This window comes from Chryseobacterium sp. CY350 (genome assembly GCF_027945075.1).
GTDB lineage: Bacteria > Bacteroidota > Bacteroidia > Flavobacteriales > Weeksellaceae > Chryseobacterium.
Genome location: NZ_CP116034.1, coordinates 3,123,129 through 3,146,181, shown reverse-complemented (window position 1 = coordinate 3,146,181; position 23,053 = coordinate 3,123,129). Strand labels below are relative to the sequence as shown.

Annotated in this window: 16 protein-coding genes and 1 riboswitch; of the genes, 3 read left to right on the top strand and 13 right to left on the bottom strand. The window is 35.5% G+C overall.

Annotation, left to right across the window (positions count from 1 at the left end; all coding sequences use genetic code 11):
• Positions 1-73: 73 nt before the first annotated feature.
• From PGH12_RS14685 to folE, 4 genes are all read right to left on the bottom strand, one after another.
• Entirely contained in the window at positions 74-2,731 is a 2,658-nt protein-coding gene (locus PGH12_RS14685; RefSeq protein ID WP_267599813.1) for a 4-alpha-glucanotransferase, read from the bottom strand.
• A gap of 125 nt (positions 2,732-2,856) precedes the next feature.
• Positions 2,857-4,020, bottom strand: a complete 1,164-nt coding sequence (locus PGH12_RS14680) for a T9SS type A sorting domain-containing protein (protein WP_267599812.1) — start codon at positions 4,018-4,020, stop codon at positions 2,857-2,859.
• 200 nt (positions 4,021-4,220) lie between these two features.
• Positions 4,221-5,684 (bottom strand): cysteine--tRNA ligase, encoded by a 1,464-nt coding sequence (gene cysS / locus PGH12_RS14675; protein WP_267599811.1) that lies wholly within the window; start codon positions 5,682-5,684, stop codon positions 4,221-4,223.
• A 127-nt stretch (positions 5,685-5,811) separates the two neighbouring features.
• Positions 5,812-6,477 (bottom strand): GTP cyclohydrolase I FolE, encoded by a 666-nt coding sequence (gene folE / locus PGH12_RS14670; RefSeq protein WP_267599810.1) that lies wholly within the window; start codon positions 6,475-6,477, stop codon positions 5,812-5,814.
• 99 nt (positions 6,478-6,576) lie between these two features.
• On the opposite strand from folE, the gene PGH12_RS14665 reads away from it, so the two are divergent.
• Both PGH12_RS14665 and PGH12_RS14660 read left to right on the top strand, forming a co-directional pair.
• Positions 6,577-7,731, top strand: a complete 1,155-nt coding sequence (locus tag PGH12_RS14665) for a hypothetical protein (protein ID WP_267599809.1) — start codon at positions 6,577-6,579, stop codon at positions 7,729-7,731.
• Positions 7,732-7,749: 18 nt separating this feature from the next.
• Positions 7,750-8,241 (top strand): hypothetical protein, encoded by a 492-nt coding sequence (locus PGH12_RS14660; protein WP_267599808.1) that lies wholly within the window; start codon positions 7,750-7,752, stop codon positions 8,239-8,241.
• 47 nt (positions 8,242-8,288) lie between these two features.
• On the opposite strand, the gene metF is transcribed toward PGH12_RS14660, so the two are convergent.
• The 9 genes from metF to PGH12_RS14615 all read right to left on the bottom strand — a co-directional run bounded on the left by metF (position 8,289) and on the right by PGH12_RS14615 (position 20,027).
• On the bottom strand, positions 8,289-9,245 hold the full coding sequence (gene metF, locus PGH12_RS14655; RefSeq protein WP_267599807.1) for a methylenetetrahydrofolate reductase [NAD(P)H]: 957 nt from the start codon (positions 9,243-9,245) through the stop codon (positions 8,289-8,291).
• Positions 9,245-10,624 (bottom strand): Fic family protein, encoded by a 1,380-nt coding sequence (locus tag PGH12_RS14650; protein ID WP_267599806.1) that lies wholly within the window; start codon positions 10,622-10,624, stop codon positions 9,245-9,247. Before PGH12_RS14650 ends, metF begins: the two co-directional genes overlap by 1 nt.
• A 69-nt stretch (positions 10,625-10,693) precedes the next feature.
• Positions 10,694-13,360 (bottom strand): methionine synthase, encoded by a 2,667-nt coding sequence (metH, locus tag PGH12_RS14645; RefSeq protein WP_267599805.1) that lies wholly within the window; start codon positions 13,358-13,360, stop codon positions 10,694-10,696.
• A 4-nt stretch (positions 13,361-13,364) separates the two neighbouring features.
• The gene (locus PGH12_RS14640; RefSeq protein ID WP_267599804.1) at positions 13,365-14,456 is read right to left on the bottom strand and encodes a fatty acid desaturase family protein; all 1,092 of its coding nucleotides are present in this window, start codon (positions 14,454-14,456) and stop codon (positions 13,365-13,367) included.
• Between the two features lie 63 nt (positions 14,457-14,519).
• Complete coding sequence (locus PGH12_RS14635; protein ID WP_267599803.1) at positions 14,520-15,530, bottom strand: homocysteine S-methyltransferase family protein; 1,011 nt, start codon at positions 15,528-15,530, stop codon at positions 14,520-14,522.
• A 179-nt stretch (positions 15,531-15,709) separates the two neighbouring features.
• On the bottom strand, positions 15,710-16,162 hold the full coding sequence (tnpA, locus tag PGH12_RS14630) for an IS200/IS605 family transposase (RefSeq protein ID WP_267599802.1): 453 nt from the start codon (positions 16,160-16,162) through the stop codon (positions 15,710-15,712).
• Positions 16,163-16,283: 121 nt separating this feature from the next.
• Positions 16,284-17,450, bottom strand: a complete 1,167-nt coding sequence (locus PGH12_RS14625; protein ID WP_267599801.1) for an O-succinylhomoserine sulfhydrylase — start codon at positions 17,448-17,450, stop codon at positions 16,284-16,286.
• A 96-nt stretch (positions 17,451-17,546) separates the two neighbouring features.
• The gene (locus PGH12_RS14620; RefSeq protein WP_267599800.1) at positions 17,547-19,088 is read right to left on the bottom strand and encodes an ACT domain-containing protein; all 1,542 of its coding nucleotides are present in this window, start codon (positions 19,086-19,088) and stop codon (positions 17,547-17,549) included.
• Entirely contained in the window at positions 19,089-20,027 is a 939-nt protein-coding gene (locus tag PGH12_RS14615; RefSeq protein WP_267599799.1) for an alpha/beta fold hydrolase, read from the bottom strand.
• Positions 20,028-20,090: 63 nt separating this feature from the next.
• A riboswitch (SAM riboswitch) is annotated at positions 20,091-20,200 on the bottom strand.
• A 185-nt stretch (positions 20,201-20,385) separates the two neighbouring features.
• Between PGH12_RS14615 and PGH12_RS14610 the strand changes: the two genes are divergently transcribed.
• A complete protein-coding gene (locus PGH12_RS14610; protein WP_267599798.1) occupies positions 20,386-22,998 on the top strand; it encodes an MGH1-like glycoside hydrolase domain-containing protein in 2,613 nt (870 codons plus the stop codon).
• The last annotated feature ends 55 nt before the right edge of the window (positions 22,999-23,053 follow it).

Here is a 23,053-nt window from a genome sequence, read left to right as displayed (position 1 = left end):
AGAAGTTAAACCCTTCGGTAAAACTTCTTTCATAATATTTTTAATTAACTGATAATCAATGCAATTATTTTCATTAAGATCGACCGCTGTCTTTGACCCAACTTGAAATTTTTTGATTAAACAATGTATTTTCCTTTAAATTATCAACATTTAAATGCATTCTGTATCGCCAATAGTGCGGAAATACTGCAGGATTATTAATCCTTTCATTATCAATCAGCGGATTGCTAAGACTTTCCTCCGTAGCCAGAAATTCCTGAAGAGGGAAAACTGCCAACATCGCGTCATTGTATAAATGCTGTTTCATGATAATTTCTGCCAAATAAGGTTCCATATGATCTGATACTTTTCCGTATTGCATCAGTTGTTGATTAAAATACTGCTGCGTAAGTTGCGGATCTTCCTTCCACCATTGTCTTAAAGTAGAACTATCGTGGGACGAAGCCGTAACAACATTCATATAACCTGCATCCTTCGGGTTGTAAAAAAGAATCTGCTCCGATGGCATTCTCTGAACCTTTAAAGCTATGATTGCCAATTCATTCATCACCTCGGGAACACAATCTGGAACCATTCCTAAGTCTTCACCACAAATCAACATTTTTGTAGCGTTCAGTATGACAGGTAATTTTTCCATTGCTTTTTCACGCCACAGATAATCTTGCCTTTTAAAGAAATAATCATGGTATAATTCGTAGATTGCCTTCTTTTCCCAATCAGAAAGATATTTGTAAGATTCCGTCTTGAACGCATTGAATCTTGGATGATAGACCGTCTGCCCATCTTTTTCTTCCGGTAAGAATAAAACGTTTGCGCAAAGAGCGATTAATTGCTCTTCCACTCTTGCGTTTCCTGTAGGATTCTTTTTAAAATAATCCGCAAGTTTCCTTTGCGTCTCAAATTCTTCTTTAAAGCTATATGTACCATTGTGATTATTGTTAATGAAATCTAATGCCTTACTGCTTTCTTCATTAAAATAATTCCAAAGAATCTGGTCGTTAATAAACGGCTTGCAATATCTGTCGTAATCAAACGGAATATGTCTTGCCTTAAATTCTTCCAAAACAATCGGCACTGCCGGATAGAAATACCCCAAAATCCCTTGTGTAGCAGAAATAGGCATTCTCCAGATCCTAAAAAACCCTAAGATATGATCTATTCTCATCGCATCAAAATATTGCTCTAATGCTTTGAATCTGTTTTTCCACCATTGATAGTCATCAGCTTTCATCGCTTCCCAATTGTAGGTAGGGAATTCCCAGTTTTGTCCTAATTCTGTAAACTGATCCGGTGGAGCTCCTGCCTGAAAATCCATCCCGAATAATTCCGGCTCCGTCCATGCTTCTACAGAATGTCTGTAAATTCCAATCGGCAAATCTCCTTTTAACGAAACTCCTAAACTATGAATATAGTCTACCGAATCTTTCAGTTGTTTATGAAGCTGAAACTGAACCCATGCATGAAGCATAGAAGCATCATAATCTTTACTTTTTGTTGAGAAAAAAGGAGAAATTTTCCCGGCAATATATTTTTTATGTGTCTTCCAGTCATTAAAATTGGGAGTCTTATATTTATCTCTTAGCACACAAAACGCAGAGTAAGGAAGTAGCCAGGATTCGTTATCTTTAATGAATTTCTTGAAATTTCTATCTTTATAAATCTTCTCTTTTTCAGTATTAAAGACAGCTTTCAAAAATTTCCATTTGCCTGAAATCATCTTCTCATAGTCGATCAGATCCAGTGAATTTAATTCCGATTTTAAAGCTTCATGATATTCAACTAATTCTTTCGGTAAATTGAAATCTAAATTTTCTAAGGATATATATTGAGGATGAAGAGCGTATACAGAAACTGCCGCGTATGGGTAAGAATCTGTCCATGAATAATTAGCTGTCGTATCATTAATAGGCAATATCTGAATAATTCCTAAAGAAGTTTCCTTTGCCCAATCTGCAAGTTTTTTAAGATCAGAAAACTCACCTACACCAAAACCATTTTCGCTTCGTAAAGAGAAAACAGGAACTGCAACTCCTGCAGCGTGGTACATTTGGTAAGACCTAAATCTGAAGTAATGATCAGCAGAAATCTGTAGAACATCTTTTTGAATATTGGGAATTGTAAATCTATTTTCTCCGGTTTCGATATCAATTATTTTCCTCTGCGTTTTATCAAAGATCGCATATTTGTATTGAATCAATTGATTTTCAGCAATCTCAACAGAAGCTTCCCAAACTCCAAAATCTGTCTGAGATAAATGAATTGCTTTTTCATGATCCCAATTCCCAAGTGATACAACATTTCCGATGATCACAATTTCCCAATCAGGATTGTAAACCGGAGCTTCAATTCTAAACAAATGAGTATGCTTTTTTAGAACGCTCAGCTTTTGAGGAACAAAATGGGTGAGTTTATTATAAAGAACTTTATTATTTAGATAATTTTCAGGGAAATTTTCATTGTTCCACTCATCAAAAATTAAAAACTCTTTGTAATTGTGTGGAAAATTAAGATTATGAGAAACAAACTCTTCTCTCAAAACAGAATTTTTGTCATCTACGAGCTGATATCTGTACGAAATTGATTTGGAAAAATAATCAATTTCACATTTCCAATATCCATCTTCAGTATAAAACATTGTATGAATCTTTGAAACACCTTCCTTTTCATCAATTATCAACTGCAAATTTTCACCCGGTTTTGTATGATAGGCAACATTAAAATACAATTTCATCTATATATTTTTTGATAAAAATAAGGTTTTAAAATTGAAAAACAAACGGTTGCAGTATCAAATATTTATTAAAAAACCTTTTCTCACAAGTGAAAAAAGGTTCAATTAATCAGTTAAAAATGAAATTATTCTGTTACGAGAATTTTTTTATTTAATAAAGCTTTACCAGATTCATCCGTGATATTCACAATATACGAACCTGCTACTAAATTTTTCAAATAAACCTGTTGATTTAATTGACCATCTTTTACCGCAAATCTTTGAGTCATCAGAATTTTTCCGGAAACATCGTAGGCATTAAGTAATAGATTGCCTTTAACCGTTTTATCATCGATTTTCAAATAAACAAAACCTTCATCAACCTTTGTGGGATAAACATCAACATCGGCAAAAACATTAGCAGAAGATTTTCTCTCATTGGCAAAATATTTACTCGCCAAATCATAAATATGAAGATTAGTTTCTCCTGAAAGCTGTTTAGCTTCTAAATTATCAAGGCTCAATTCGTACATTGAATCTCCTTTTGCACTCGCGATTACCACTTTACCTTTAGAGTTTACAGCAGCACCGTTCACGGAATAATTTTCAGGAAGCCCTGAGATTTTTCCGACAAATTTAGCTTTCAATTCTTTAGTTGAAACTTTAAAAACGTTGCCGGAAGTTGAGAAAACATAGAAATTATTATCAGCATCAGCAATCATATCTCCTCCGAATCCGCTTGCAATTGCTGTAAAAGAATTGTTACCGTTTGCTACATCATCTTTTATAATGCCGAGATCATTTACAGAAAACTGACCATTCTTTTTAGTGATCTGAAGAAATTGCGTACCGGAATTATTAATCGCATAAATATTTCCATCATAACCAGTCGCCATTCTCGTGATATGAGAGTTAATATCACATGATGTTACTCTCGCAACTGTATTTTCGACGAGAGTAATCTCCTTTGTTTTTTGATTTAAAACGTAAATATTTGAGGAAAACATTGGCATATAAACCAAATTGTCTCCCGAAGCGTCATACGCCAAAGCTGCCAAAGTCATCGCTTGCGCATGATTATAAGAAGTTTTGTCTTCGGCAACAGCGGTTTTTCTCGATTGCGAAATTACTTTCGCTTCAGAAGAGACGCCAAAAAAACTTTGTCCGGAAGTTCCGTCTGCGTTCATCGCACGAAAATCGCTAAACTCAATTCTTGGAGAATCTTTACCTGCAAGCGCAAAAAAATCCTGCTGCGCATTGATTGTATTTCCAAGTAATAATAGAATAACAGGGAATAAATGTTTTTTCATATTCAAAAAAATTTTATTTGTAATTGTTTTAGTCTTACTAAGTTAAACATTTTTTGATTTGCTTTGATAATTTATTGGTGAAATTTAAATCTCAATTAAGTTCAAAAAAAAATCTCGCAGATTTTGCGGATTGAGCAGATGATTGTATTTAAAAATCTGCGAAATCTGTAAAATCTGCGAGAGATATATTTATAAAAATTCTAATTTAAAACATAAGAAGTTCCGTCTCTTCCGTCTTTCAATTCAATTCCTTCAGCTAAAAGCTTATCTCTAATTTGGTCTGAAAGTTCGAAGTTTTTAGATTTTCTGGCTTGATTTCTCAATTCAATCAGAACCTGCAATGTTTGGTCTAATTTTTCATTATTATTCTCTTCAACAGCCTGAAGTCCTAAAACATCAAAGATCAAAGCATTTAAAGTTGACTTTAAATCTTCGAGATCTTCCGTCGATACTGTTTCTTTTTCATCTTTTAAAGCAAAAATAAATTTCACAACTTCAAATAAATGGGCAATCAAAACCGGGGAGTTGAAATCATCTGTCAAAGCCTCATATGCTTTGGTTTTCCATTCTTTGAGATTAAATCCTGATTCTTTCTGATCATCCGGAGTAATAGAATTCAGAACTTTCAACGCTTCCATTAATCTGATAAAACCTTTTTCGCTTGCAATCATCGCATCATTGGAAATATCTAAAACACTTCTGTAATGCGCCTGTAAAAAGCAGAAACGGACGATTGTAGGATGAAAAGGTTTTTCGAAGAAATCATTTTCTCCGGAAACCAATTGTTTAGGTAAAATATAGTTTCCTGTCGATTTACTCATACGCTGAGAATTCATCGTCAACATATTTGCATGCATCCAGTAATTAACCGGCTCAACGTCATTGCAAGCTTTTCCTTGGGCAATCTCACATTCGTGGTGAGGGAATTTCAGATCCATCCCACCTCCGTGAATATCAAATTTATCTCCCAAATATTTTGTACTCATTGCGGTACATTCAAGATGCCATCCCGGGAAACCTTCTCCCCAGGGAGAATTCCAACGCATAATGTGTGCGGGGGAAGCTTTTTTCCACAGAGCAAAATCCTGCGGATTTTTCTTTTCGCCTTGTCCGTCAAGATCTCTCGTATTCGCAAAAAGTTCTTCAATATTACGTTTTGATAGTTCGCCGTAGTTCAAACCTCTTTTGTTGTATTCTAAAACATCAAAATAAACCGAACCGTTGCTTTCGTAAGCAAAACCTTTTTCGATTAATTTCTGCGTCAATTCTATCTGTTCAACGATATGTCCCGTTGCCGTAGGTTCAATATTCGGAGGAAGCAAATTAAACATTTCCAGAACTTTATGAAAATCGACTGTGTATTTCTGCACGATTTCCATGGGTTCCAGTTTCTCCAGACGTGTTTGCTTAACGAAACGGTCGTTGTTAACGTCTCCATCATCTGTAAGGTGTCCCGCATCGGTGATATTTCTCACGTATCTCACTTTATATCCCAAATGCATTAAGCTTCTGTAGATAAAATCGAAAGAAAGAAATGTACGAACATTTCCTAAATGCACATTGCTGTAAACTGTTGGTCCACAGACGTACATCCCGACATTATTTTCATGGATTGGAGTGAATATTTCTTTTTCGCCTGAAAGCGAATTGTATATTTTTAGCATGATTTATTAAAGATAATTGATGATTGATTTTAAATTAATTCAAAGAAAAATCATTTACAACAGACGATTGTTACCATAAAAATTCTACTTGAGGCTTTTCTAAATTTTATCATTCGTAAATTTTTATTTAATCCAGTTTAGCATGACTTCCTACATAATGCAGAAATTCTTGTCTTGTAATAGGATTGGTTCTGAAAATTCCGCTTAATTCGGCAGTAATTGTTGAGCTTGCAGTGTCTTTTATTCCTCTGCAATTCACACAAAGATGTTTTGCATCAATAATGCAGGCAACATCTTTGGTACCTAAAGCTTCTTTTAACGCGTCTACCACCTGCATCGTCAATCTCTCCTGAACTTGCGGTCTTTTTGCATAATAATCGACGATTCTGTTAATTTTTGAAAGGCCAATCACCTCTCCGTTTGAGATATAAGCTACATGCGCTCTTCCTATAATCGGCAAAAAATGATGTTCACAGAACGAATATACTGTAATATCTTTTTCTACCAACATCTGTCGGTATTTGTATTTGTTTGAAAATGTAGAAATTCCTGGCTTATTTTCCGGAAGAAGCCCGCCAAAAATTTCATTAACATACATTTTAGCAACACGTTTTGGAGAATCTTTTAATGAATCATCAGTCATGTCAAGACCTAAAGTTTCCATAATTTCCCCGAATAGCTCGGTTATTTTTTCAATTTTTTCCTGTGGCGATTTCTCAAAAGCATCTTCACGGATCGGCGTATGCTCTTTTCCTGTGAAAATATCATCATCGTTATCGGTAAAATCAACCATTTTTATTTATTTTGCAACAAAAATACGGATAAAAATAATTCTATATTTTAATTTAGCTCAAATTTGAATTACCTTTCACATCATTAGTCTGAAATAATTATGATCACCATTGAAGAAGTAGAGAATAACGCACAAAAAAGAGAGTTTTTAGAGTTTCCTGCCAGACTTTACAAAGATGATACAGCGTATATCCGACCTTTGGATAAAGATATTGAAGGGGTTTTTGACCGCAATACAAATAAATCCTTTGAAAATGGTGCAAGCGCTCGTTTTCTGTTCAAAAATAAGGAAGGAAAAACGGTGGGAAAAGTTGCCGTTTTTGTAAACAAAAAATACCTAGAAAAACAACCGACCGGAGGAATTGGTTTCTTCGACTGCATTAATGATCAGAAGACTGCCAATTTCATATTTGACCATTGCAAAAACTGGCTTTTGAAACATGGCATGGAAGCGATGGACGGCTCAATAAACTTCGGCGAAAGAGATAAATTTTGGGGTGTTCTTATTGAGGGCTTCTCTCAGCCTTTGTATGGAATGAATTACAATTTTCCTTATTATCAAGAACTTTTTGAGAATTACGGTTTCCAGATTTACTATAACCAACTTTGCTTCAGTAGAAAGGCTCACGCTCCGACCTCAAGGATTTTCAACATCATGCATGCTAAACATTCCAAAAATGAAAATTTTTCTGCAAAACCCGTTACCAAAGCCCATCTTGAAAAGTTTGCTGAAGATTTTTATACCATCTACAATAAATCCTGGGAGAGCCACGGTGGTGGAAAACAGATGAATTTGGCGGAAATAAAAAAGATGTTCAACACGATGAAACCTGTAATGAACGAGCATATAGCCTGGTTCGCTTATGAAAATGAAAAGCCTATCGCAATGTGGATCAATATTCCAGATTTGAATCAATGGTTTAAATATCTTAATGGAAAATTCGGGCTTTGGGATAAGATTAAATTTTTGTATTACAAGAAAGTGAAAAAGAATACTAAGTTTGTTGGTTTAATTTTTGGAGTCCTCCCAGATTGGCAAAACAAAGGTGTAGAAGGTTACCTCATCGTAGAAGCGGCTAATCATTTCAGAAAAGCTACAGAATTTTTAGATTTTGAAATGCAGTGGATTGGTGATTTCAACCCAAAAATGCTTGGTCTTGCAAAGCATCTGGAGACCGAGATGACGAGAAAACTAGCGACTTACAGATATTTATTTGATAGGGAGAAAGAATTTGAAAGACATCCCACAGTCTAAATTTTAAAAAAAATAATCATGAATTCATTAGCACTTTTCTTTATTGTTTTTCTCTTTTTTATACTATCTATTCCAGCAATTATTTTTCTGATTGCCTATCTAGCGGCACAAAGCAGAAAAAAGAAACAGAAAATTCTTTTGGAGGAAATTGGCACTCCCGAATTTCATGCTTTTGTACGTTATAATGTGGGAAATACTCAAAACGAATTTTTCAAACTGAAGGCATTTCAGGGAAGCGAAATTATCTATGTTGAAGACAGAAAAATTGTTTTCAGAGACACTTTAAATCAACATCCGCATATATTTAACTTAGATGATTCTTCAATAAAATGGGAAGATGTGAATCTTGTAAACGGCTTGTTGAAATGGTTTTCTGTTAGCGATGATACAACGAAATATTTTTTCAACATCGACAGCGGAATGTTCATTTTTAATACCAATTCTTCAAAACCGACAACAAAAAGTGTTTTTGAAAGGTTAATTCAATATCAAATTGAATATATTAAATAAGGCTTCTTAAATATCTGAAGCCTTATTTAATCACTTTTACTAACTATTTAAAACAGCTCTCCAGCCACTTTTTTAATATTATCACTTTTACCCATCGAGTAAAAATGCAGTACAGGAACGCCAAAATCAAGCAGTTCTTTGCACTGACTGATTGCCCATTCTACACCGATTTGTTTTACGGCTTCATTATTTTTTGCACTTTCTACAGCATTGATTAAGTCTTCAGGCAAATCTATTTTGAAAACCTGCGGCAACAGTTTCAAATGTTTTTTTGTTGCAATCGGTTTAATTCCCGGAATAATAGGAACTGTAATTCCCATTTCTCTTGCTTTGGTTACAAATTCGATATACTTTTTATTATCAAAAAACATTTGAGTTACGATATAATCTGCGCCTGCATCTACTTTTTGTTTCAGCCATTTCAGGTCATAATTCATTGACGGAGCTTCCATGTGCTTTTCAGGATAACCGGCAACTCCGATGCAGAATTTATTGTGATCATCACAAATTTGCTCATCATGCAAATATTTTCCTCTTCCCAAGTTGTTGATCTGATTAACCAAATCCATTGCGCTTGCATGACCGCCAGGAGTTGCCTCAAAATACTGATGCCCTTTCATCGCATCGCCGCGAAGTGCCATAATATTGTCGATTCCGAGATACATACAGTCTACCAAAAGATATTCTGTTTCTTCTTTTGTAAAACCTCCGCAAAGCAGATGCGGAACGGTATCAACTCCATACTTATGCTGAATCGCCGCACAAATCCCCAAAGTTCCGGGACGCATTCTTGTAATACGACGCTCCATTAAACCATTTCCTTTGTCGATGTAAATATATTCTTCCCTGGAAGTCGTCACATCAATGAATGGTGGTTTAAATTCCATTAAAGGATCGATGTTGGTATATAAATCTTCAATCCCGATTCCTTTTTGAGGCGGAACAACCTCTAAAGAAAATAAGGTTTTGCCGTTGGCGTTTTTTATATGGTCTGTGATTTTCATTAACCTTGTTTAGTTTTATTTTTTATGAAATCTATAAGATAGTTAACAACTCCTTTTGTAACTTCATTATAAATTGATTCTTTTTCAGAATCGTAAGAATATATTTTTGAAAAGACTGTATTTCTGTAGAGATAAGATTCCAACATTGCTTCATCATAAGAAGAATGCTCTTCTTTTACAAAATATTTTAACGTCTTCTTTTTAATAGTTATTGTTATATCTAAGTCTACATTAAATTCATAGTTAACATGATCATCAAAAACAATTGATATTGTAAAATCATCATTTAACAATAACTCATTATCCTCTTTAATTCTATCAATCAAAGATTTATAATCATTTATCAGAAATTTAGTTTCAGAAAAAAATAAGTATGATTCTTGGAAAAGACTTTCAAACTTGCTTAATTTAGGTGACAAATAGTCAAAAAGTCCCTTTATGTAAGTATCAATCAAAAAATCTTTATCTTTTATTACATCAACAATATTAGTGTTATGAATTTCCATTTCTTTGACAAACAATTCAATCTCCTTATCCAAATCATCTGCTTCATTAATATTTTCTCCATTAATTGCTTTCTGCATGATATCAAGACTAAATCCAATATTTTCGGCAAATAGTTTTACTAAATCTTCGTAGATTCCATTATCAGCAATATTCAATGCAGAATAATATTGAATTTTGTGTTTATTTTTAATTACAATAACTGGATATTGATGTTTAAGCAAAATAAAATTGCTTAGAATTCTTGCTAAACGTCCGTTTCCATCATCAAATGGATGAATCGAAGTAAACTTGTGGTGAAAAATTGCAGAAATAACAATTGGATGTAGATTTTCTTCCTCGGCATTCCTGTACCATTCCAAAAGATTGTTCATTTCAAAAGCAACCTCTTCAGGATTGGTATAATAATGAATATCACCGGAAACTGTTTTTACATGGTTTGGTGAGGTTTTATATTGTCCAATTTTTATTTCTTTTTCGAATTCAATTCCTTGTGGCGAAATAGTTTTTGAAAAATAAGGTTCAACTAAAATTATTTTATGCAAATCCTTAATATCACTTTCCGAAAGCGGACGATTTTCTTTAATTAATTGCAACATGAAACCAATCGCTTCATTATGACCTTTAATATCTAAATGATCTTTGAAAGGTTTTCCTTTAGCCGTCAAACCAAAGTTTAAAAAAGCGATTGTTTCACCATAACTCAACTGATTTCCTTCGATTGCATTTGAATTGTAATTCCAATCTAATTTTAATTTCTGAAAAATTTTATTTTCCAACTCATTAGAAAATGGTCGGTTAGAATCAATCGATTTTTTTTTCTCATCAATTGATTTTATTTCAATTAAATTTTCTAATATTTTGATATTTTTCATAATTATTTTTATTTACAAAAATAGAATTTAATCCCTCAAATTCATCTTATCCCAAATCTGTCTTCTCATCTAAATTCCATCTGCCAAATTCGGGTTCAGCCATTTTCTGGCTTCCTGCAGAGAAATTCCTTTCCTTACAGAATATTCTTTCAACTGGTCTTCTGAAATTTTTCCTAATCCGAAATATTTGGCGTGCGGACTTCCAAAATAATAACCTGAAACAGCAGCTGTCGGGAACATCGCTAAACTTTCAGTGAGATAAACGCCGATGTTTTCTTCAACTTTCAACAAATCCCAAATCGCATGTTTTTCCAAATGGTCCGGACAGGCAGGATAACCCGGAGCGGGACGAATTCCCTTGTATTTCTCAGCAATTAAATCTTCGTTGCTTAAATTTTCCTGATTGGCGTAACCCCAATATTCTGTACGTACTTTTTTATGTAAAAATTCTGCATAAGCTTCTGCAAAACGGTCGGCAATTGCTTTTACCATAATCGCGTTGTAATCGTCGTTGTCTTTTTCATACTGATCCGACAATTCATCCGTTCCGAAACCTGTACAAACGCAGAAAGCACCCATGTAATCGGTCTTTCCTGAACTTTTTGGAGCAATAAAATCACTTAATGCAATGTAATCTTTACCTTTCGATTTCTGAACCTGTTGTCTTAAAGTCAAAAACTTAACTTTTTCCTGATCATTTTCATCGTAAATCAAAATATCATCAGTTTCGTTTGAATTGGCTTTAAAGATTCCAAAAATTGCTTTGGCAACTAATCGTTTTTCATCAACAATTTTCTTTAAAATTTTCTGACCGTCTGCAAATAATTCTTTCGCTTGTTCGCCCACCACTTCATCATCAAAAATATTCGGATATTTCCCGTGCAGATCCCAGCTTCTGAAAAACGGCGACCAGTCGATAAAAGGAATCAATTCTTCCAAATCCTGATTTTCGAAAACCTGAATTCCCAAATTGTTTAAAGTGAAAATTTCTTCGTTTTCCCAATCGATTTTAAACTTATCTTTTCGGGCATCTTCAATGGAAACATAGTTTTTATCAATCTGCCTGTTCAAAAACTTTTCACGGAAATCTGAATAATCACTTTTCAAATCATCAACATATTCTTTATTTCTATCTCCCAACAATGAACTTACCACGTTAACCGCTCTGGAAGCATCATTCACGTGAACCACTGCATTTTTATATTTTAAATCAATTTTTACGGCAGTATGTGCTTTAGAAGTCGTCGCACCACCGATCAATAAAGGAAAATTTAAATTCTGTCTTTCTAGTTCTGAGGCGATATACACCATTTCATCTAAACTCGGCGTAATCAATCCGCTAAGACCGATGACATCGACATTGTGATCAATCGCTGCCTGAATAATTTTCTCGGCAGGAACCATCACTCCCAAATCGACAATATCGTAATTATTACAACCCAACACTACGCTCACAATATTTTTTCCGATATCGTGAACATCACCTTTTACAGTTGCCATCAAGATTTTTCCGTTGGGTTTCTGAGCTACATCTTTTTCCGCTTCGATAAACGGTTGCAGATAAGCGACCGCTCTTTTCATGACACGGGCAGATTTTACCACCTGCGGAAGAAACATTTTCCCGGCACCAAATAAATCACCGACAACGCCCATTCCGGTCATCAGATTGACTTCGATAACGTGAAGCGGTCTTGCCGACTGCAGTCTGGCTTCTTCTACATCTTCTTCGATAAAACGGTCAATACCTTTTACCAAAGAATGGGTAATTCTTTCCTGCAAAGGATAAGTTCGCCATTCAAGCTCCTCAACTTTCTCTTTTTTAACCGATTTATTCCGTTCAGAATAATCTAAAAGCCTCTCGGTCGCATCTTCTCTTTTGTCGAGAATTACATCTTCTACAAGCTCAAGAAGTTCCTTATTAATCTGATCATAGACCTCGAGCAATGCAGGATTTACAATTCCGATATTCATTCCAGCCTGAATTGCGTGATAAAGGAAAACCGAGTGCATCGCCTCACGTACGGTATCATTTCCACGGAACGAGAACGAGACATTGGAAACCCCTCCACTCACCGAAGCGTAAGGAAGATTTTGTCTTACCCAACGTGTGGCTTCAATGAAATCGATTGCGTTGCGACGGTGTTCGTCCATTCCGGTTGCAACGGGGAATATATTTAAATCGAAAATAATATCTTCAGCGGGAAATTTAACCTCATTCACCAAAATATCATAAGAACGCTGGGTGATTTCCAGTCTTCTTTCATAATTATCGGCTTGTCCGACCTCATCAAAAGCCATAACAATCACCGCCGCTCCGTATCTTTTGATCGCTTTGGCGTGTTTTACGAACTCTTCTTTTCCTTCTTTCAAACTGATGGAATTCACCACACATTTTCCCTGAACAACTTGTAAACCCGCTTCCAATATTTCCCATTTGGAAGAATCGACCATGATCGGAATTTTGGAAATATCAGGTTCGGAACCGATAAGGTTCAGAAATTTAATCATGGAAGCTTTTCCGTCGATCAAACCGTCGTCAAAATTGACGTCAAGAATCTGAGCTCCGCCGTCAACCTGATCTCTTGCGATATCTAAAGCTTCAGAGAATTTTTCTTCTTTAATTAATCTTAAAAACTTTTTAGATCCGGCAACATTAGTTCTTTCACCAACGTTGATGAAATTCGATTCCGGAGTAATAATCAGAGGTTCGAGCCCTGATAATTTTAAATATTTCATTAATTTATTCTTCTAAAATAAAATAGGCGTTATTCGCATTTTGCTTCAGCAAATCGACATGTTTGCCCAAAGCGTTGAAAATCGGAAACCGTTTGTAGCTCAAATTATTTTCTCTCGCAAACTGCTCGATTTCCTCAGTAATTTCGTTATAATACATATAGCTGTAGTTCGGAAAAAGATGATGGGCAACATGAAAATTGAAATTCCCCAAAACATTTCTCACAAACCAGTTATTTTCTTTTAAATCATTGGTTACTTCAAGCTGATGGCGAATCCAGCTGAACGGAAGTCCGTTTTTTTCATCCAATTTCGGAAAAGCATTATCCGGAAGCGGATGTAAAGGCAACAACACAAAAAGTGCAAAAATGCTTGCTGCAATCACCTGCAAAAACCAAGCAACCAAGGCCAAACCAAGAGAAATTTTAAAAAATAAAACCGGAATTGCGATCTGATAGAAAAAGTAAAATAATTTAAAGCTGATCATTTTAATCTTTTCTGAAACCGGAATTTTACCCTGAGTTTTTAAAATTACTCTTTCATGATCAAAAAAATCCCTGAAATCTCTGATAAACATCCAGTTAAATAAATAAAGCGGATACACCAGAAAGAAAAAGAAATGCTGATATTTCTGAATTCCTTTAGCTTTAATCCATGGAACGATGAGTAAAATTCCGCTCTGCTCAATGTCGGTATCCCAACCGTCAACGTTTGGATAGGCGTGATGCGATGCGATGTGCCTTTTTTTCCAGATATAAGAGTTGGCTCCCACAAGATCGAAAATTTTCAGGACCAGACTGTTGAGTTTTTTACTTTTAAAAATATTGTTGTGAGCTGCCTCGTGAATTAAATTTAAATAAATTAAAACGAGGGAAATGCCCATCAGAACAAAACTTGAAATGTAAACCCAAGGCTGGTCTGCATTAAAAATGGCAAATAGATACAACCCGAAATAGACCAAAGGCAAAATAATTGCTTTGATCTGAATGTAAACATCTCTGTTTTTGGGAAGTGTTTCTAGTCGCTCGTTCACTCTTTTTCTAAGTTCATTAAACAATTTGGCGTCTTCTGGATTTTTTAAGTAAAATGGCTTTTCCATAAGAATTTGATTTGGTTTTTAAAAAAGTATTTTCATACTTGCTCTAAAATTCCAGATCAAAAATCATACAAAATATTTCACTTTTCTTGGCTCATATTTATCAACTAAATCAGCTATTGCTTTAATGTGTTCCGGCGTGGTACCGCAGCATCCGCCAATAATATTGATCAATCCTTTCTCTACATATTCCCTGATCTGTGCAGCCATTTGGTCTGGTGATTCATCATACTGTCCGAAAGCATTCGGAAGACCCGCATTCGGATAAGCCGAAACGTGGAATTCTGAATTATGAGCCAGCGTTTCTAAATATGGAGTTAACTGATTCGCTCCCAAAGCACAGTTGAACCCAACACTCAATAAGTTTAGATGTGAAACTGAAATTAAAAATGCTTCTGCGGTTTGTCCGCTCAGTGTTCTTCCCGACGCATCTGTAATCGTCCCAGAAACCATGATCGGGATTTCGATTCCTCTTTCTTCCTGAATTTCGTCGATGGCAAATAAAGCGGCTTTTGCATTTAATGTGTCAAAAATTGTTTCTACCAAAAGAATATCTGAACCTCCATCTAGCAAAGCTTCTGACTGCTGTTTGTAAGCCAGTCTTAAATCCTCAAAAGTAATCGCACGATAACCCGGATCGTTGACATCAGGGCTTAAACTTGCCGTTCTGTTGGTTGGTCCGATAGAACCTGCAACAAATCTAGGCTTATCAGGGTTTTTGGCAGTGAACTCATCACAAACTTTTCTGGCAATTTTAGCTGATTCGTAGTTGAGTTCATAGACCAAATCTTCCATGTGGTAATCTGCCATTGCAATTGTAGTTCCCGAAAAAGTATTGGTTTCAAGAATATCAGCGCCGGCCTCAAGGTACTTTCTATGAACTTCTTCAATTGCATGAGGTTGCGTGAGAGAAAGCAGGTCATTATTTCCTTTGACGGGATGTTCCCAGTCTCTGAAACGCTCACCACGGTAATCTTCTTCTTCGAATTTGTATCTCTGAAGCATGGTTCCCATCGCTCCGTCGAGAATTAAGATTCTCCCGGAAAGGGCTTTATATAGTTGTTCTGAATTTTTCATTTTTCTATTCTTTTTTATATTGTAAAACCATTTACGGCTTTGTCATCAGCATTGGATGTTCACCAATGATTATATTTTTTATAGTAGCGCAGAGCCCTGAAAGGGCTTTATCATCAGCATTGGGTGAAGCCCAATGAATAAAATTTGTAGCTGCATTAAGCCCTGAAAGGGCGACGTCACTAATCCCAAACATAATCTTCATTGTACTGTACATCATATTTTTTTAAGAATGCTCGGTATTCGTCCTGGAAACTTTTCACTTTATGATGTTCTTCCTGATTTCTTATATAATTTTTCACTACCTCAATTTCAGTCGGGTTAACAGAAAATGCACCGTACCCGCTTTGCCAGTAAAAAGCAGAAAATTTTTCACCTTTAGTTTTAATCCATTTTGATGAAGCTGATTTCACTTCTTCTAAAAGTTTCACCAAAGTTATTTTTTTTGAAAGCAAGCACAAAATATGGACATGATCCCGATAACCTCCAACCTGAATGGGATTACACTCTAAATTTTTACAGACACCTCCTAGATAATTAAAAATTTCTTCTTTAAATTCATCGGATATCATTTGTTCTCTATTTTTTGTACTAAAAACTATGTGAACATATATTTTACTTAAAGATTGTGACATAATTTACATCAATTAAAAAATGTTGTCGCCGCCCTTTCAGGGCTTATTATCTGTATTCGTTATTACCTGCGGCTTCACCGCAGGCTGTTGATTTTGCCCTTTCAGGGCAAACCCAAACACTTTAACCCAACGCCTGCTTTAAATCTGCAATAATATCCTCCACATTTTCGAGACCTACAGAGCAGCGAACCAATCCTGCAGTGATTCCCACTTCATTTCTTTCTTCGTCAGAAAGTTTGGAATGCGTTGTAGAAGCGGGATGTGTTACAATTGTTCTCGTATCACCAAGATTGGCTGAAAGTGAGCACATCTTTATTTTATCTAAAAAGCTTCTTCCATCTTCAATGCCTCCTTTGATTTCAAATGCAACGATATTTCCGCCTAACTTCATTTGCTTTATTGCGATATCGTAACTGGGATGAGATTTTAAAAATGGATATTTTACAAATTGTACATTCGGATGACTTTCTAAAAACTCTGCAACCTTCAAAGCGTTTTCGCAATGTCTTTCTACACGGATAGCAAGTGTTTCCAGGCTTTTCGATAAAATCCAAGCGTTGAATGGCGACATTGCAGGACCTGTATTTCTTGCAAAAAGATAAATTTCACGAATCAAATCTTCTCTACCTACCGCTACCCCACCCAAAACACGACCTTGTCCGTCTATCAGTTTTGTTGCTGAATGAACGACCAGATCAGCACCGTATTTTATCGGTTGCTGAAGGTAAGGCGTGGCAAAACAGTTGTCTACAATAAAAATTAAATTGTGCTTTTTGGCAATCTTTCCAAAAAACTCTAAGTCTAGAATCTCTATTGCAGGATTGGTTGGCGTTTCCAAATACAGAATTTTTGTGTTTGGCTTAATATATTTTTCTACATTTTCAGAATCCTCAGCCTTGAAATAAGTCGTCTCGATATTCCACTTCGGAAAATATTTGGTGAATAAAGTATGCGTAGAACCGAAAACCGACTGACAGCTCACAATATGATCTCCTGCATTCAGTAAAGTTGCAAAAGTTGAATAAATGGCAGCCATTCCTGTTGCGAAAGCGTAACCTGCTTCCGCACCTTCCATTTTTACAATTTTATCAGTAAATTCTGTAACATTAGGATTCGAAAATCGGCTGTACAGATTTTTAGATTTTTCCTCTGCAAAACTAGCTCTCATATCTTCTGCATCTTCAAAAACAAAGCTTGAAGTAAGATACAAAGGCGTAGAATGCTCGTCAAACTGAGTTCTTTCGGTTTGGATTCTTATCGCAAGGGTTTCAAAATTTTCGTTTTCCATTTTTATCTCATTTTACTGATAGGACTGCATCCTATCCTCTATTAAACCGTCCCTTTGGGACTTTGTTACATGTATACTTTTTATTTTGTACAAAAATTATTTTGTTTCGCTTAGTCTTAAGATATCTCCAAAAACACCACGTGCAGTCACTTTTGCTCCAGCTCCGGCACCCATGATGACGATTGGGTTTTCTCCATAACTTTCGGTGTAGATTTCAAAAATTGAATCTGAACCTTTTAATTGACCTAAAGCTGAAGTTGCGGGGACTGAAATTAATTTTACATCCAATTCACCTTTTTCCTGTTGCAAATCTCCGTGCAAATCTCCGACATATCTCAACACGTGATTCGGCTCCTGATTCTTTTTGATTTTTTCATACTCTTCATCTAGTTCGTCCAATCTTGAAAGAAATTCCTGTTTTGAAACAGAAAGCAAAGCTTCGGGAACTAGATTCTGAATATTGATATCTGAAAATTCATTAATTAAATCTAATTCTCTAGCTAAAATCAATAATTTTCTCGCAACGTCATTTCCTGATAAATCTTCTCTCGGGTCTGGTTCGGTGAAGCCTTTTTCTAAAGCTTCATTGACAATGGTTGAAAATTTATCATCTCTCAAAGAAAAATTATTGAACACATAACTCAATGTTCCTGAGAAAACTCCTTTGATTCTGGTAATATTCTCTCCGGAAAGGTGTAAAAGTTTTATCGTATCTATTAATGGTAAACCAGCACCTACATTGGTTTCGTACAGATAACGTTTGTTATTTTTATTCAACGTATATCTTAGTTTACGGTATTCTTCGATTGGAAGGGTGTTGAAAATTTTATTGGATGAAACCAGATCAAAACCATTTTCAGCTAAAGCCTGATAGTTTTTCACAAAATCAACGCTTGCTGTATTATCAACAACAATCAGGTTTTCAAGCTGATTTTCTTTTGAAAAATTAATTAGTTCGTCAACGCTGGAAGATCTTTCGGCTGCAAAAACCTCATCGCTCCAAGTACTGTCAAATCCTTTTTTGTTGAAAGCAATTTTTTTGGAGTTGGCAACCGCAACCACTTTCAAATGGATATTTTTCCTTCTTTTAATTTCTTCTGAAGAATGTAAAACCTGTTCGATCAACGTCTTTCCGACATTTCCATGACCGATAATTGCCAGATGAACCGTTTTTGGTTTCTTGAAAATTTCCGACTCGATGATATTTTTAGTTTTTTCATCCTGGGAAGAGGTCACAACAATATTGATGCGCTTTTCGCTTGAATTTTGGTTTAAAAGCAAGGGAAAAACATTGTTTCTCGCCAGTTCAGAAAGTATTTTATTGAAATCATCTGCCACAAAACCAATGACAGAAACATTATTAATACTGTAAATCTGAGAAACTTTACCCGATTTTCTTTCAGCAGCAAATTCTTCGATCAGACAGTTTACTGCTTTTGCAGAATCATCTTCGTGCACAAGTATTGACAACCCGTTCTCCACCGCTTGTTGAGAAATTACTCCTACACTTATTCTTGCCAAAGTGAGTGCTTTAAAAACCCTGCCGTCAATCCCGATTTCACCTAAGAAATCTGCTCCTTCAAATTTGATGATTGATCTGTTCTTTAAAAACTTTATTTCGTTTGCATTAGCTTTCATCTACAAAATATTTTTTATAATCGTATTTAACTGTTGATATTCCATTAAAAAGGCGTCGTGGCCATGAATTGATTTGATCTCGTGATAGAAAACATCTTCCTTTTCCTTATTTAGCTTTTCAAAGCACATCCGAATTTCAGAAGCGGGGAAAAATAAATCTGTATCTACCGAGATCATGTGCATTCGTGCTTTAATTTTATTTAAATCTTTATCGTCTGCATTGATGTGCTTGAGTAGATGATTCATCAATTTATATGATTTTAAACTAAATCTTTCTGTAAGTGATTTCCCATGATAAATCAACCAGTCTTCGGATTCTGACAATTGTTTATCATCGTTAAATTTATTTTGAAATCTTTCGTTCAGAGATTGAGGCGTTCTGTAGCACAACATCGCATGAATTCTGGCTTTCTGAAGTGGTTCATCATTTCCATTTAATAAAAATTGTTGAACGAGACATTGTGCACGAAGCCAATCGTGCGTTTTATAATCACACGCAATCGGGACAAAAATTTCCGCAAGATCAGCATTTTTAGCCAGCATTTCCCAACCAATTCCTCCTCCGAGCGATCCTCCAATTATGGCATATAAGTTTTTAATATTTAAAATTTCAAGCCCTTTCAGAAATATATTAGCAATGTCTGAAGGAGTGAAATCTGAATATTCATCAATAAAAAAATCATCATATCCGTTTCCGGGAATATTGAAGCAGAGAACTGTATATTTATTGGTATCAATAATCTGGTTTTCGCCTATCAACTGTTTCCACCACCCTTTTTCTCCGGATACATTTGAATTTCCGGTTAAGGCATGATTAATTAGAATGATGGGAGCAGAAAACAATTCTTTCCCAAAAAGCTGGTAGCTTAATGAGATATGATATTCCTTATAGGAATCTGTTTGATACAAAAAATTAATATGTTGCAGTTCTGTTTTCAATTTTATATTATTATTAACATAAATTTGAAAATGCCATAAGAAATGGCTGAAAAGAACTTCAGTAAGTTATCTGTCCAAAATATAATTTCTGGTAGAACGTAGCACCTTCTTCGCTTGCACAAAGGGTTGCTAAGGTTTCACAGGGTCTATCCCTCAACCTTTCTTGATAACATTTTCAATATGTAAATGAACGAATGCAGCAAAGATAATACATTTTAAATTAAAAATTAAAAAAAAATAATTTATGTGGAAAAACCTTTTGCTGATAAGCGTTTGAAAAGAATGTTAAGAATTATTCAGATTAAAAAAATTGTTTTTTTTTGCCAAAAAATCTACCTTAGCGTAGAAAATGATGCATATGAATGTTGAAAAGCAGAGATTAAAAGATAAAACCTGGCTAAACTGGGGACCTTATGTCAGCAACAGACAGTGGGGAAATGTACGTGAAGACTATAGCCCGAATGGAAACGCGTGGCATTACGCAAATCACAATAATGCCGAAAGCTACGCCTACAGATGGGGCGAAGAAGGTATAGCAGGAATCTCTGATACAAAGCAACTATTCTGTTTTGCACTATCATTCTGGAATAAAAATGACGAACGAGTAAAAGAACGCCTTTTCGGATTGAGTAATCCACAAGGTAATCATGGAGAAGATATTAAAGAAATTTTCTACTATCTGGACAATACGCCTACTCACAGCTACATGAAGATGGTCTACAAATATCCCATCAATAAATTCCCTTATGAAGATCTTCTCGCAGAAAATGGCAGACGTACAAAGAAAGAACCCGAATACGAACTATTCGATACAGGTGTTTTTGATAAAGACGAGTATTTTGATATTTTTATCGAATATTGCAAAGGAGAAATTAATGATATATTAGTGAGAGTTACGGTTTGCAACCGAAGCAAAATAGATGCACCAATCGTTGTACTTCCCACGGCATGGTATAGAAACAACTGGAAATGGGGTTATAACGAATACAAAGGTCAGCTCGAAGATTCAGATGATGGATGTATCAACATTAATCACGACAGTGTTCCTCTAAAAAAGTTTTATTCTAAAAACAGTACTGCAGAGAAGGCTTTTTGCGATAATGAGACCAACAATCCGAAATTATACGATACTCCTGAAATAGAAAACACATACTATAAAGATGGTATCAACGATTATATTGTTCATCAAAAAAACACCATCAATCCTGAGAGAAAAGGCTCTAAAGCTACATTTATCGTAGAAGCTGAAATAAAAGCAGGTCAATCTGAAGTTTTCGAATTCAGATTAGCTCCTCACGAAATGGAAGATCCTTTTTTTGATTTTGAAGCAATCTTTAATTCAAGAATCTCCGAAGCTGACGAATTCTATGCAGAGATCCAACAGGATGTTCCGAATGATGATGAAAAAAATGTACAGCGACAGGCTTTTGCGGGATTGCTTTGGAATAAACAATTCTATCATTACAATGTAGGAAAATGGCTGAAAGGCGATCCTAATCATGAAGCTCCCAGAGATTTTACGAATTATGTAAGAAATACCGAATGGGAACATCTTCACAATAAAGACATCATTTCAATGCCCGACAAGTGGGAATATCCTTGGTATGCGACATGGGATTTGGCTTTCCACTGTGTGCCGTATGCGATTATTGACGGTGATTTTGCTAAAAATCAGTTACTTCTTTTAACTAAAGAATGGTACATGCATCCCAACGGGCAGATGCCGGCTTATGAATGGAACTTAAGCGATGTAAATCCGCCGGTTCATGCGTGGTCTTGCTTCCGAGTATTTAAAATTGATGAAAAAAATAACGGCACACCAGATTTACTGTTTTTAGAAAAGGTTTTTCAAAAGTTACTTCTGAATTTCACATGGTGGGTCAACAGAAAAGATAAAAACGGTAAAAATATTTTTGGAGGAGGATTTTTAGGACTCGATAACATCGGTGCCTTCGACAGAAATATGACACTTAAAGATGGTGAGCATCTTGAACAGGCAGACGGAACAAGCTGGATGGCGATGTATGCTCTGAATATGATGCGTATCGCTATGGAATTAGCTCAATATTATCAGGTTTATGAAGATATGGCCATTAAATTTTTCGAGCATTATCTTTATATTGCCGAAGCCATGGAAAATATGGGTGAAGACAAAGAAGGTCTATGGAACGAAGAAGACGGTTTCTTTTATGACGTTCTTCAGCTTGCAAACGGTGAAAGCGTAACGCTGCGTTTGAGAAGTATTGTTGGTTTGATTCCATTATTTGCGGTGGAAATTATCGACCATCATTTGCTTGAGAAAATGCCGAATTTCCGTGAAAGAATGGATTGGGTTCTAAAAAACAAACCAGAACTCGCCAATCTTGTCTCTCATTGGGACGAAGAAGGAAGCGGCAGAAAACATCTGATGAGTATTCTACGTAAAACAAGACTTAAAAAAGTTCTGACAAGAATGCTTGATGAAAAAGAGTTTTTGAGTTCTTATGGAATCCGTGCGATGTCTAAGGTGTACGAAGAAAACCCTTTTGTTTTTACCGTTCACGGAAACAAAAATGTAGTCTACTATACTCCGGCAGAAAGTGACAGCCGAATGTTTGGTGGAAACAGCAACTGGAGAGGACCAATCTGGTTCCCTATTAACTTCCTGATCGTAGAAAGTCTGCAACGTTTTCATTTTTATTATGGAAACAGCCTGAAAGTTGATTTTCCGACAGGCAGCGGCGAACAGAAAAATCTTGATGAAGTAGCTTCTAATATCAGCAACAGACTTTGCTCAATATTCTTAAAAGATGAAAGCGGACAAAGAGCCTTCAATGGCGGAAATTATAAATTTAATTATGACCCGAATTTCAAAGATTATATTACTTTCTTTGAATATTTCCACGGTGATAACGGTCGTGGAGTCGGCGCTTCTCACCAAACAGGATGGACGGCAACCGTAGCTAAATTGATGAAACCGAGATTAGCTTGAGACAAATAAAAACCGGGTAACTTTATCCGGTTTTTTTATGTTTATCGAAATTAAT

Excerpts from the sequence above, each read along its gene's own strand:
- PGH12_RS14685 (WP_267599813.1), bottom strand. The coding sequence starts at position 2,731 with ATGAAATTGTATTTTAATGTTGCCTATCATACAAAACCGGGTGAAAAT.
- PGH12_RS14680 (WP_267599812.1), bottom strand. The coding sequence starts at position 4,020 with ATGAAAAAACATTTATTCCCTGTTATTCTATTATTACTTGGAAATACA.
- cysS (WP_267599811.1), bottom strand. The coding sequence starts at position 5,684 with ATGCTAAAAATATACAATTCGCTTTCAGGCGAAAAAGAAATATTCACT.
- folE (WP_267599810.1), bottom strand. The coding sequence starts at position 6,477 with ATGGTTGATTTTACCGATAACGATGATGATATTTTCACAGGAAAAGAG.
- PGH12_RS14665 (WP_267599809.1), top strand. The coding sequence starts at position 6,577 with ATGATCACCATTGAAGAAGTAGAGAATAACGCACAAAAAAGAGAGTTT.
- PGH12_RS14660 (WP_267599808.1), top strand. The coding sequence starts at position 7,750 with ATGAATTCATTAGCACTTTTCTTTATTGTTTTTCTCTTTTTTATACTA.
- metF (WP_267599807.1), bottom strand. The coding sequence starts at position 9,245 with ATGAAAATCACAGACCATATAAAAAACGCCAACGGCAAAACCTTATTT.
- PGH12_RS14650 (WP_267599806.1), bottom strand. The coding sequence starts at position 10,624 with ATGAAAAATATCAAAATATTAGAAAATTTAATTGAAATAAAATCAATT.
- metH (WP_267599805.1), bottom strand. The coding sequence starts at position 13,360 with ATGAAATATTTAAAATTATCAGGGCTCGAACCTCTGATTATTACTCCG.
- PGH12_RS14640 (WP_267599804.1), bottom strand. The coding sequence starts at position 14,456 with ATGGAAAAGCCATTTTACTTAAAAAATCCAGAAGACGCCAAATTGTTT.
- PGH12_RS14635 (WP_267599803.1), bottom strand. The coding sequence starts at position 15,530 with ATGAAAAATTCAGAACAACTATATAAAGCCCTTTCCGGGAGAATCTTA.
- tnpA (WP_267599802.1), bottom strand. The coding sequence starts at position 16,162 with ATGTCACAATCTTTAAGTAAAATATATGTTCACATAGTTTTTAGTACA.
- PGH12_RS14625 (WP_267599801.1), bottom strand. The coding sequence starts at position 17,450 with ATGGAAAACGAAAATTTTGAAACCCTTGCGATAAGAATCCAAACCGAA.
- PGH12_RS14620 (WP_267599800.1), bottom strand. The coding sequence starts at position 19,088 with ATGAAAGCTAATGCAAACGAAATAAAGTTTTTAAAGAACAGATCAATC.
- PGH12_RS14610 (WP_267599798.1), top strand. The coding sequence starts at position 20,386 with ATGAATGTTGAAAAGCAGAGATTAAAAGATAAAACCTGGCTAAACTGG.